Raw genomic sequence first — 12,490 nt, forward strand, 5'->3', positions numbered from 1 at the left:
AACTTTTGAAACGCTTTCATAAGTCTGTGTTTTTCTATATTTTTAAATGTAATGTAATTTACATCAAACTCTTTTCTTGTCATGTAAACTAGTAATTATTTTCGTTCAGAAAGTTTTAGCCTCATAAAACCAAAAAAACGTCCCTATCAGTAAACCCGATAAGGACGATTTTGTAAGTATAATTCTAAAAACTCCAACCTACAGATAATAAAAGACAGCAAAGAACATAAAAATTGCCCCAGCTAGCACAAATAGGTGCCATAAAACGTGGTAAAGGTTGTTGTATTTCTTTCTATAAAAGATTGTTCCTAGTGAGTAACTTACTCCACCCATAACTAGGAAGAAGATTCCCCCCCAGCCAATAGATTCATAAAGCGGACGAATCGTGAAAATGACTGCCCAGCCCATTGCTAGATAAAGAAAAACTGAAATCTTAGATAACTTTTCCAGGAAGAATGTTTCAATGATAATCCCACCTATAGCAAATGCCCAGATGGCAATACAAATCCCCCGACCAAAGGAGCCACCGATTCCTAATAGACAGAATGGTGTATAGGTTCCTGCAATCAAGACATAGATTGATGAGTGATCAAACCGTTGCAAGTACTTTGCGGCTCTAGTAAATTTTAAACTGTGATACAGAGTAGAAGCTAAGAACAAGAGAATGAGTGAGGAACCGTAAACAATAAATGACGCCAAGGCCGTTGTATTGTTGACTTGGAGTGCCTTCAAGATTAAGAGAATTAAGGCTGTGATACTGAGCCCAACTCCTATTCCATGTGTTACTGCATTTAATACTTCCCCTACAATAACGGATTTTTTTGATTGAATTGGATAGACTTTTTTTGTTTTCGTTAAATCTGTCATAATATCACCCTCAATTTATTTGTATATGTTTATTATAGGAGTAATTCTATCGTTTGTCTAATCGAATTGATAGAATTTTATCATTAAATATTTCTACTGGAATGATTTTTTATCAGCTATCACCTAAAAATAGCATTCATGTAGTGTTTATATAAGGTTGCAAAACGATAAGAGTAAGACTTTGCCCAAGGTTTTCTCTTTCCACAAAAATGTAAGATAACTGTATTTTTCATCACCCAATCGAGGTCATAATCTCCTCCACTTCTAATCATGTAACTCGTATAGTATCTAGCATCATAATTCCAGATAGCATCATCAATTGCTAAGGTAAGACTTCCATACAGGAAATTAAAAACATCTTGATCAGGTAGTATGAGCTCCCCTTTATAGTTGCTCACACATTGAAAAATATCCTCAGCTTTTACGACTTCCCTTGCTACTTTTAAGTTCATTAGCAAGACACCTGTATTAAAATAATCATGATTTGTCCCCAATCGAATTCGATTAACACCATTTATAATATTTGTAACTCCGATATGTGAAGCAGCCGCAAATATATATTCATTCAAAGACATTTCCCACAAAGGTCTAATAGAGTTGATGACAAGAATATCCGGATCCAAGTAGAGAATTCTATCAAGAGTCGAAGGAAGAAGGTGTGGTGCTAATAAGCGATAATACATTTCTTGTGGGTATTGTTTTGAAACAGGAGCCTTCTTAAAAATAGCAGAATCTACCTGAATAGGCGTTAGTGAAACACCCTGTAAGTCACAAAAATCTCCTAGGTCTTGTAGCTCCTCCGATGAGATGCTGCTATGTAGTAACCAGATATGGATGGTTTCATGTGGATTATTCGTAACGAGAGACTTTAACATAGTATGAAATGGCTTTATGTAGCCTTTATCAAAACTGACAAGTATATTGATGGCATTAGTCGACACGTGTTCCTTCACCTCTTTAATGATTGATTCAAAATTAGTAGCTTCTATCATTTAAGATTATACGATACATATCTAGTAATTTCCAATCACTCTCCCACCAGAATACACTCTATGAGAATGGATGCTTAGTAAGAGATTGACCATCTGATTAATAGCTAACCCTCTTTTTATGGTATAATTCAATCAAACCATATCTTTTAAAGGAGTTGAGGCTATTTGAACGAGCAAGAAACAAATCAAAGAAGAGTTCAACAAAATGTAAAGAGAAACCCATGGAAAATTGCTTTTTTTAGTCTTCTCATCGGACTAATTTTGGCACTAGGTGGAACTTATCTATATATCATTAATCTCATCAATTCAAATCAAAATACGGTTAATACCATTTCAAATCAAGTAACAACAAGTCAACCAACCAGTGAAACAAACCTTGCCTTTGATGTGAACCTTACTAAGGCTCAGTTAAGTCAGCTACTTAATCAGTCTCTGCAAGATACCAACAATCTAGCAGATCCAATAACCATTGCGATAGAAGATAAGGTTATTCTAAAAGGAACCACCGAATTTTTGGGATTAAGGGTTCCATATGTGTTAGAATCCAGTCCTTTTATCATGGACAATGGCAACCTTCAACTAAAAGTAGATTCCTTTAAGTTATCTGGTCTCTCACTTCCATCAAGCTCCGCCCTATCATCTATTGGCAATCAAGAAAATCTTCCCACTTGGTTAGGAATTGATAGTCAAAATGGACTGATTGTATTACAATTAAATCAGCTTAACTTTGGGGAAAAGAATGCTGTTGTGGTTAAATCAATTGATTTGCCAGCAGATTCGATTGTGTTTTCAGTTTCATTTTCACAAGAACAGTTACAAAAAATATTAGAAAAACAATAGGAGAGTGTCAACATGAGTGTTCATATTTCAGCTACAAAAGGTCAAATTGCAGAATCAGTTTTAATGCCGGGAGATCCATTGCGTGCTAAATACATTGCAGAAAACTACTTAACACAAGTGGAGCAATACAATGCCGTTCGTAATATGTTTGGTTATACTGGTTTATACAAAGGACAAAAAGTATCTGTCCAAGGGTCTGGTATGGGAATCCCTTCTATGATGATTTATGCAAACGAGCTTTATACCGAATTTGATGTACAACGCATTATTCGGGTTGGTTCAGGTGGTTCTATACAAGAAGATGTACACGTTCGTGATATCGTTCTAGGTCAAGCCGCAACTACCGATTCCTCTATCATTACTAATATATTCAGAAACCAAGTAACCTATGCCCCTATCGCAAGTTTTAACCTACTAGATAAGGCTTATCACCATGCTGTAGACCGTGGAAGTAGAGTACATGTAGGAAATATCCTTTCCTCCGACCGTTTCTACAATGCCGAGCTAGATAAGATGAAGTTAGCCGAATACGGTGTTTTAGCTATTGAGATGGAAGCAGCAGGTCTATATGCCTTAGCAGCACAACATAAAAAAGAAGCCTTAGCTATCGTGACCATTAGTGACCATATCCTAACTGGCGAAGAAACTACCGCTCAAGAACGGGAACAAACCTTTAATGAAATGATGGAAATTGCTTTAGATACCGTTATCTAATTTTAGAAAGAAGGAAATCATATGGATGAATTTGAACCACAAGCACATGATAAAAAGGGTCAAGCTACAGGGATTCGTCCATGGGTCTTTGCTTTATCACTCTTCGCTATGGCCGTTATCGCAGTATTTGCGACCCTCTTTGTTACTGGTAAGTTAGAGACGTCTACTCGAGGAACCGGTCCAAGTGTCAGTGATGTCCTCAAAATTCCGACCAGCCCCAATAGCCAAGTACCAAAAGGTGAACTGGCAGAAATTGAAAAAGTTTATTATTACCTAACCAACGGCTATGTCAATAAGGACATCACCTCACAAGAGATTGTAAATGGTGCCTTAAAAGGAATGGCAGATGCTGTCGGTGATCCTTATACCACTTATATGGTCAATGAAGAAACTATGCAAATTGATCAAACTCTAACTGGTTCATTTGGCGGAATTGGAGCCGAACTGAAAAGTGAAAATGGACAAGTTATGATTAGTACAACTATGGAAGGCACCCCTTCACGTAAAGTTGGTTTGCAGACCAATGATGTCATTCTGAAAGTTGATGGCAATGATATGACTGGCAAAACAATTAGTGAAGTGGTATCCGTAGTTCGTGGGCCAGCAGGAACAGATGTTGTTTTAACCATCCTGCGCAATATGCAAGAGATGGAAGTGACCATTACTCGTGCTGAGATTGCTATTGTAACAGTAACTGGAACTGTTGATGATACTGATAAGACAATCGGACATGTCAAGATTACTAGCTTTTCCAAAAATACAGCTGATGAATTGAAAACAGCCGTTGAATCGTTGCGCCAACAAGGTGTTACGTCTCTCATCTTTGACTTGAGACATAATCCTGGTGGTCTTTTAGACCAAGCAATTGCCATTTCCAATATGTTCTTAAAAGATGGAGATACCATTCTTCAGATTGAGGATCGTGATGGGAATATCAGATCTTACAAGGCATCAGATCAGGATTACGGTGACTTCAAAATTACCGAGCCCTATATCCTCTTAGTCGATGAAGGTAGCGCCAGCGCATCAGAAATTCTAGCTGGAGCTTTACAAGAATCCGTGAATGCCAAAATTCTTGGGGTCACAACCTACGGAAAAGGAACTGTGCAAACAGTCATCCCTATCTCTGATACTAGCGAATTGAAATTCACCAATGCCAAATGGTTAACCCCTGACGGAAACTGGATTAATGAAAAAGGTATCACTCCTTCTATTGAAGTAAAACTTCCTGACTACGCCTTTGTAACCATTATTGATACTCGTGAAACGGTTGAACTAGGCAACGTTAGTGATAATGTAAAGAATATCGAAACAATGTTGAAAGCCTTAGGTTATGACGTTACAATAGATGGCTATTTTGATGAAGGTACAAAAAAAGCTGTAGAAGCTTACCAAGCCAGCAAAAATTTGCCTGTTAATGGACAAATTGACCTAGCAACTGCTAATGCGTTAATGGATGATATTCGTGAATTGATTGTCAAAAATGATACACAATACAAAGCAGCTGTAGAAGAATTAAAAAAATAGGAGGACGACTATGCGTTTTACCAAAGAACCTATCGAACCAGAAGAGCAAGAACGAGAATTTATTCCTCGTAATCAAGCCCTAAAAGTTAAGACAAGTAAGAAAAAGAAAAAAAATAAGGTTGACCAAAATAAAACTAAACTGCAACGATTCATGTCTGAAGCTTTTAGTATTATTGTGACCTTTCTGGTTTCTTTAGCCATCCTATTCTTGCTACAAACATTTTTATTTAAGTTCTTTACAGTTGCTGGGAACTCCATGTATCCGAGTTTACACAATGGTGACCGTATGATTATGAGTAAGATTAATAGCATAAACCGATTTGATATAGTTGTGATTGACTCCCCCGATGAAACGGAAGAATACATCAAACGTGTCATTGGGATGCCGGGAGACGAGATTACTGTTTTCCAAGGCCAGCTCTACATCAATGGTCAACGAGTAGATCAACCTTTTATCAACTCAGAAGCAGTAGAAACAAAGACCGTTCCTATTGGGGATTTCACACTCTATAGTTTGTTTGGTGTTTCTAAAGTTCCAGAGGGAAACTACTTTGTTATGGGGGATAACCGTGACATCTCTAAAGATAGTCGCATGATAGGTTTCGTCTCTAAAGAACATATTAAAGGTGAAGCCGTCTTTACCTTATGGCCATTAAATCGAATTGGGATACCAAAAGGGTATGCTGACCTCTACTCCGATTCTAGCTCATCAAGTTCAACAGCTACACCATAAGAATAGGTAAGATTTTCTCTAAAATTAAAACACCACCTAAACCGTTAAGTATCTACGGTTTAGGTGGTGTTTTTTGAACAAATAGTTAGGACGGCTAGCTTGAGATTCGTTTGAGTATTGTTGCTCTTTAATTCCTACTTCCGAATAAATAACGAAAAGGTATGGGGATAGGTATTATTTTCGTCTAGACTTCCTTCGACTGATTTTTTTAGTTGAAACTTGTCCCAATCCAGCTTTGGAAAATAGGTATCCCCTTCAAAAGTTTCATGAATCTTGGTCTGGTACAAGACATCGACATCATCTAAAAACAATTTGAATATATCTGATCCGCCAATGATATAAATATCGTCCTCTTTAGCATCTTGCAGTATGGTTTCCTTGTCTAGTAAAACCTCTGCCCCATTGCCATCGTAACCCGTTTGTCTAGTTAAAACAATAGTCTGTCTACCCGGTAAAAGACGCTTATTCATCCCCTCAAAGGTTTTTCTGCCCATAACGATCGTACCGTCCATAGTGATTTCTTTGAAAAATTTTAAGTCATTCGGCAATGTCCATGGTAAAGTGCCATTCTTTCCGATTAATCCATTTTCATCTTCTGCCCATACAAATGCTAGCATTGTTTTCCTCTTTTCCTCTAGTTAGACTGCAATAGGTGCCTTGATACCTGGGTGCGACTGGTAGCCAACCAATTCAATATCCTCTGGTTCAACCTCAAAAATGGATTTCTCTGGGTGACGGAGTAAGAGTTTTGGCAAATCATATGGTTGACGTTCCAACTGGCGATTAATTTGGTCCAAATGGTTGCTGTAGAGATGTGCATCACCAAATGTGTGGACAAAATCGCCAACTTCTAAGCCAACTTCATTGGCTAATAGGTGCGTTAGCAAGGCATAAGAGGCAATGTTAAATGGTACCCCTAAGAAAATATCTGCACTTCTTTGATACAATTGACAACTCAGCTTGCCATCTGCTACATAAAACTGAAAGAGTGTATGACATGGTGGTAGAGCCATAGATGGGACATCTTCCGGATTCCATGCTGACACAATCATTCTCCGTGAATCAGGATTGTTCTTTAACAAATCAATTAAATCACTTATTTGATCGATGGTTTCTCCTGACTTAGTCTTCCAAGATCGCCATTGTGAGCCATAGATATTGCCTAGATCGCCATACTTAGCAGCAAATTCTTGGTCAGCTAAAATCTGGTCACAAAAAGCTTGTTTTTCCTTTTGGTAAACTTGATTAAAGGTTTCGTCTTCTGTCGCTCTGATACCAAAATTGGTCATATCTGGTCCGTGGTAATCAGGCGATTTCACATAGCGTTCAAACGCCCACTCATCCCAGATATGATTGTTGTGTTGCAATAGATAGCGGATATTGGTATCTCCTTTTAAAAACCATAAAAGTTCACTCTTTATTAGCCCGAAAGGTACTCGCTTGGTGGTTAATAATGGAAATCCATCTTGTAAATTAAACCTCATTTGGTAGCCAAATACGCTTTTAGTTCCTGTTCCCGTACGATCTGTTTTCAAGCTTCCTTGATCCAAAACGTGTTGGGCAAATTCTAAATATTGTTTGGTCATTGCTCTCGCACCTTTCTATGCTTCTATGATTGCGGCAAGTTCTTCCCAGCGACTATAGAGTCCTTCTATTTCTGTCTCCACTTGGCTGCTTTCTTCTTGTAAGACTTGTAGCTTAGTAAAATCAGATTGGTTAGCCAACATTTGATTCTGTAAATGTTCAAGCTGGTCTTCTAAGACTTGAATCTTATCTTCAAGACCGTCCCATTCTTTTTGCTCATGGTAAGTCAGCTTTTTCTTTTTGGCTTTTGGACTTACTTCAACCACTTCTTCTTTGCTTTGACTAGAAAGCTTTTGCTCTGCGTTCGCTTTCTTCTTTTCTTCCTTAGCTTGCACCTCAAGGTAGTCTGACATGGTTCCTCTAAAGGTATCCAAGAGTCCCTGCCCCTTGATGTCCACCAGAAAGTCAGCAACTTTATCCAAAAAGTAACGGTCATGAGAAACAGTAATGACAGCACCATTAAATTCCGAAATATAGCTTTCTAAAACGGTTAAGGTGTCTATATCCAAGTCATTGGTTGGTTCGTCTAGTAAAAGAACATTGGGCTTTGTCATCAAGAGTTTTAAGAGATACAGACGTCTTCTCTCGCCACCTGATAGGGTTTTAATCTGTGCACTATGCATTTGACGTGGAAAAAGAAAAGTTTCCAATAGTTCCGCAACCGATGCTACTTCACCATTTTTCTGTTTGACTTCCTCAGCATACTCACGTAAATATTGCGATAATTGCTTGTCACCCGGAATATCATCATCCATCTGTTTATAATAGGCGATTCGTACAGTCTCTCCTACCGTAAAGTTGCCAGAGTCAAACTCTCTTTGGCTAGCTAAGGCATTCAAAAAGGTCGATTTTCCAACCCCATTATCTCCGACAATACCAATTCTATCATTGGCCTGAATAATCCAATCTAAGTTTGAAATGATAGTCAAACCAGCAATGCTTAATGACACCTGTTCCATGTGGAAGACACGCTTGCCAATTCGTTTTTGGTCTAGATTAATTTCTAGCTCTTGTTTGGTCTGGTTCTGCTGAACCTCGCTTTCTAAACTTTCAAAGCGTTGAATGCGGGCTTGCTGCTTAGTGGTTCGAGCTTTAGCTCCTTGGCGCATCCATTGTAATTCACTCAGATAGAGTTGTTTTTGCTTTTGAGTCATTCTAAGGGCAATCTCTTCCCTTTGAGATCGTTGCTCCAAATAGGACTGATAGTTGCCCACATAACGTTCAATCTTTCCATTGGTCAACTCAAACATATGTGTCACAACTCGTTCTAAGAAGTATCTATCATGCGTTACAAGTAAGAGGGCTCCCTTGTATTGAGCCAGATAATCCTCTAACCATTGAATAGTATTCATATCCAGGTGGTTGGTAGGCTCATCTAAGAGTAGTAGATCAGGCTGGTCAATTAAAACTTTTGCCAAGCCTACTCGTTTCTTTTGTCCTCCTGACAAGGAGCCAATCCTACGTTCTAAATCGCCAACTCCTAATTTAGTGAGGATAGTTTTGATTTGAACCTCCATTTGCCAAGCATCTTCTTGGGTCATTCGCTGTTCGAGGGTTTCAAAATTTCTTACATACTCACTGGAGTTTGGATTTTTTTGCAGATTCTCTAAAGCTTCTTCATAGTCACGAACCAGTTTTAGCTTAGGATGATCTGACTGATAAATGGCATCAAAAACGCTAATTTCTTCAGGAAAGCTTGGATTCTGCTCCAAATAAGCCATTCTAAAATCCTTAGATTTAATAATATCTCCTGACTCAGCAGTATCTTTTCCAGCAATAATAGACATAAGCGTGCTCTTGCCACTGCCATTTTGTCCAATTAAACCAACATGTTCCCCCTCAGAAATGGTAAAGGAAACATCTTCTAACAATTGTTTCATTCCGGTACTTTTTCTTAAATTCTCTACACGAATGTCTTTCATAACGTCATCCTTTGCTAAGGTGCTTCATGCACTCAAATTCTCTTATATAGAATAGCATAGTTTAGGAAATTGTGCGATGCATTTACCTAGCAAGAAAATCTACTCTTAGAAAAGTCCGGAAACACGCCCCTGTGCATCAACATCCATATTTAAGGCGGCAGGAACTTTTGGCAGACCAGGCATGGTCATTACGTCACCTGTTAGGGCCACGATAAAACCTGCTCCGATTTTTGGTACAAATGAACGAATATTGATTTCAAAGTCATTCGGTCTACCCAACAGTTGAGGATCATCCGATAAAGAATATTGTGTTTTTGCCATACAAACCGGTAATTGACCCCAACCATTTGCCTCAAAGGTTTTGATTTGATTCAAGGCTTCTTTGGAATATGTGACGCCACTTGCTCCGTAGATTTTTTTGGCAATCTTATCTATTTTTTCTGTGATGGTTGAATCAACTTCAATCAAGGGGCTAAAGACTTGATCAGACTTGTCAATAGCTTCTACGACCGCATGAGCCAAGTCTAATCCTCCCTTTGAACCATTTGCCCAGACAGAGGTTTGGATAGACTCAACGCCCAATTTTTGGCACAGTGACCTTACCAAATCAATCTCCGCTTGGCTATCGTCGGTAAATTCGTTTAACGCAACGACAACTGGTAGTTGATAGGACTGGATATTTTCAATATGTTTTTGTAAGTTGCTAAAGCCTTCTTCGACAGCTTCTAGATCCTCTCCTTTAGTCAAATTAGCTAGGCTAACGCCACCATGTAATTTAAGCGAACGAATAGTCGCCACAATAACAACGGCATCAGGCGCTTTACCGAGTTGTGGAACTTTAATGTCTAAGAATTTCTCAGCACCTAAATCAGCACCAAAACCAGCCTCCGTCACCACATAATCTGCCAATGACAAGGCGGCTTTTGTCGCAATAATACTATTACAACCATGAGCGATATTGGCAAATGGCCCACCATGAATAATTGCTGGAGTATGCTCTAAGGTCTGTACCAGATTAGGCTGTAGAGCATCTTTCAATAGTAAGGTCAAGGCTCCTTCAACTTGAAGGTCAGCAACCGTTACAGGTTTACGATCATAGGTAAAGCCAATAACAATCCTAGCAATCCGATTTTTCAAATCAGCTAAATCACTAGCCAAGCAAAGAATTGCCATTATCTCACTGGCTACGGTGATATCAAAGCCATCTTCACGAGGAATGCCCTGTAGTGGTCCACCCAATCCAACGATAACTTTGCGGAGGGCACGATCGTTTAAGTCAACCACCCTTTTCCATGAAATACGCCTTTGGTCAATGTCTAGGGCATTGCCTTGATGAATATGGTTATCAATCAGAGCAGATAAGGCATTGTTTGCCGCACTAATAGCGTGCATATCTCCTGTAAAATGCAAATTAATATCTTCCATTGGAACTACCTGTGCATAACCACCACCCGCAGCACCACCTTTAATGCCCATAGTTGGTCCTAATGAAGGCTCTCTTAAGGCAATCATGGCATTTTTGTCAATAGCACGTAAGGCATCCCCTAAACCAACAGTGACGGTAGATTTGCCTTCACCGGCTGGCGTTGGGTTAATGGCTGTAACCAAGATTAATTTCCCATTTGCTTTCCCATCACTTACCTTGTCTAAATGAATTTTAGCCTTATAACGACCATAGACTTCTATGTCCTCTTCCGTCAAACCCAAATGTTTGGCAATGTCTAAGATATGTTTTGGTTGGTTTTCTTGAGCAATTTCAAGGTCTTTTTTCAATGTCTTTCCCTCCAGAATTTGATTTCCTCTACTAGCTTTATACCATGAAACAATCTAAAATACTAGAAAAACGTTCAGAAACCCAATGGATTTCCGAACGTTTTTCATGTAAAAATTATCAATTGTTTGGATTAGGTTGTTTTTCTATCTTTTGCTTGTGCTTTTTGATGTACTTATGTTTATAAGAGTAATAAGTATAAGAAAGTGGAATAACGGCTCCCAGCCAAGCTAGTGGGTTTGCCATAGTTGCGCCGACAAAGCCAAAGATTTGAGATAGAAAGATAGCCGCAATCATACGCATAACCAACTCCATAATTCCGGCAAGAGTTGGAATGAAACTTTTCCCTAGCCCTTGTAAGGTATACCGATAGATAAAGAGTAAGGATAGTAAAAAGTACATAGAAGAATTTGTGATAAAATACCAGCGTCCCAACTGAACAACGTCTTCTTGACCCGGCCCTACAAAAAGAGTTATCAGCTGCGGGCTAAAGAGAATCAAGAATATCCCAATAGCGACTGAGAAAGTTAGAGATAGCTTAATACACGTTGTTACCCCATCCCAGATTCGTTGATAAAGTTTAGCACCAAAGTTTTGAGCTGTATACGTAGCCATGGTAACACCAAAGGACATCAAAGGTAAGATGGCCAACTGGTCAATCTTTTGAGCAGCGGTATAGGCTGCAACAGAATTTGCTCCCAATTGGTTGAGCGTAATTTGGATAGATAAGGCACCAATAGCGATAATGGAGGTTTGAAAGGCCATAGGAAAGGCAATCCGTACATGAGCCATGACAAAGCCATTAGAGACCTTCAAATCCTCCCGCTTAAAATGAAGAATTGGTAGGCGACGTTTGATGTAGACCAGACAGGCAATAGCAGAAAAAGCTTGAGAAATAATGGTCGCAAAGCCAGCACCAGCTACACCAATTTTAAAGACGACAATAAACACAATATCCAAAATAATATTCATAATACAAGCAATTACTAAAAAGTAAAGCGGTGTTTTGCTATCTCCTAATGCTCTTAAAATATTGGACAAGAGATTAAAGGCTACAGATGTGCTGAGTCCAGCTAAAATAACACGTAAATAGCTTTCAGACTGATCAATAATCTCAACAGGGGTCCGCATGGTTTCTAAAATCAAGCGACAAAAAATAACACTAAACACAGTCAATACTAAGGAAACACAAGCAGCAATCAGTAAAGAAACAAAGAAACTTTGTCTAACACCCTTTTCATCTTTAGCACCAAATTTCTGAGCTAAAGGAATCGCAAGTCCCGCTGTTAGCCCTTGGGCAAAGCCCAAGATTAGGAACATAATACTCCCTGTTGAGCCTACAGCTGCTAGAGCTGTCACTCCGATAGTTCTACCCACTATAAAAGTATCTGCCATACTATATAATTGTTGGAATAAATTCCCAATTAATAAAGGAATCGTAAAACTTAAAATCAACCCTAAAGGTTTTCCTTTAGTCATATCTTTTGCCACAAACAACACTTCTTTCTACCATGAAATAATACGTACATTTTACCAATAA

At 38.7% G+C, this 12,490-nt stretch carries 11 protein-coding genes; 4 read left to right on the plus strand and 7 right to left on the minus strand.

The features are described 5' to 3' along the window. Positions 1-198: 198 nt before the first annotated feature. Positions 199-867 carry a PAQR family membrane homeostasis protein TrhA gene (gene trhA / locus NPA36_RS00555; protein ID WP_256944170.1) on the minus strand — a complete coding sequence of 223 codons (669 nt, stop codon included), beginning with the start codon at positions 865-867 and terminating at the stop codon, positions 199-201. 119 nt (positions 868-986) lie between these two features. Then, positions 987-1,808: a glycosyltransferase family 8 protein gene (locus tag NPA36_RS00560; RefSeq protein WP_256944171.1), complete on the minus strand. Its 822-nt coding sequence runs from the start codon at positions 1,806-1,808 to the stop codon at positions 987-989. 216 nt (positions 1,809-2,024) lie between these two features. On the opposite strand from NPA36_RS00560, the gene NPA36_RS00565 reads away from it, so the two are divergent. The 4 genes from NPA36_RS00565 to lepB are packed head-to-tail and all read left to right on the plus strand — an operon-like array spanning position 2,025 to position 5,673. Next, on the plus strand, positions 2,025-2,699 hold the full coding sequence (locus NPA36_RS00565) for a YpmS family protein (protein ID WP_256944172.1): 675 nt from the start codon (positions 2,025-2,027) through the stop codon (positions 2,697-2,699). Positions 2,700-2,711: 12 nt separating this feature from the next. Further along, positions 2,712-3,413 (plus strand): purine-nucleoside phosphorylase, encoded by a 702-nt coding sequence (deoD, locus tag NPA36_RS00570; protein ID WP_256944173.1) that lies wholly within the window; start codon positions 2,712-2,714, stop codon positions 3,411-3,413. 21 nt (positions 3,414-3,434) lie between these two features. Then, entirely contained in the window at positions 3,435-4,940 is a 1,506-nt protein-coding gene (locus NPA36_RS00575; protein ID WP_256944174.1) for a S41 family peptidase, read from the plus strand. Positions 4,941-4,950: 10 nt separating this feature from the next. Then, on the plus strand, positions 4,951-5,673 hold the full coding sequence (gene lepB, locus NPA36_RS00580) for a signal peptidase I (protein ID WP_256944175.1): 723 nt from the start codon (positions 4,951-4,953) through the stop codon (positions 5,671-5,673). Between the two features lie 134 nt (positions 5,674-5,807). Here lepB and NPA36_RS00585 read toward each other — a convergent pair whose 3' ends face one another. From NPA36_RS00585 to NPA36_RS00605, 5 genes are all read right to left on the minus strand, one after another. Continuing rightward, a complete protein-coding gene (locus NPA36_RS00585) occupies positions 5,808-6,290 on the minus strand; it encodes a dihydrofolate reductase (protein ID WP_256944176.1) in 483 nt (160 codons plus the stop codon). A gap of 21 nt (positions 6,291-6,311) precedes the next feature. Further along, the gene (locus tag NPA36_RS00590) at positions 6,312-7,259 is read right to left on the minus strand and encodes a thymidylate synthase (protein ID WP_256944177.1); all 948 of its coding nucleotides are present in this window, start codon (positions 7,257-7,259) and stop codon (positions 6,312-6,314) included. A 15-nt stretch (positions 7,260-7,274) separates the two neighbouring features. Beyond that, positions 7,275-9,179: an ABC-F family ATP-binding cassette domain-containing protein gene (locus tag NPA36_RS00595; protein WP_256944178.1), complete on the minus strand. Its 1,905-nt coding sequence runs from the start codon at positions 9,177-9,179 to the stop codon at positions 7,275-7,277. Positions 9,180-9,284: 105 nt separating this feature from the next. Next, positions 9,285-10,952 (minus strand): formate--tetrahydrofolate ligase, encoded by a 1,668-nt coding sequence (locus NPA36_RS00600; protein WP_256944179.1) that lies wholly within the window; start codon positions 10,950-10,952, stop codon positions 9,285-9,287. 118 nt (positions 10,953-11,070) lie between these two features. Beyond that, positions 11,071-12,441, minus strand: a complete 1,371-nt coding sequence (locus tag NPA36_RS00605; protein ID WP_256944180.1) for an MATE family efflux transporter — start codon at positions 12,439-12,441, stop codon at positions 11,071-11,073. Positions 12,442-12,490: the final 49 nt, after the last annotated feature.

The sequence above is a fragment of the Granulicatella seriolae genome, from assembly GCF_024543085.1.
Classification (GTDB): domain Bacteria; phylum Bacillota; class Bacilli; order Lactobacillales; family Aerococcaceae; genus Granulicatella; species Granulicatella seriolae.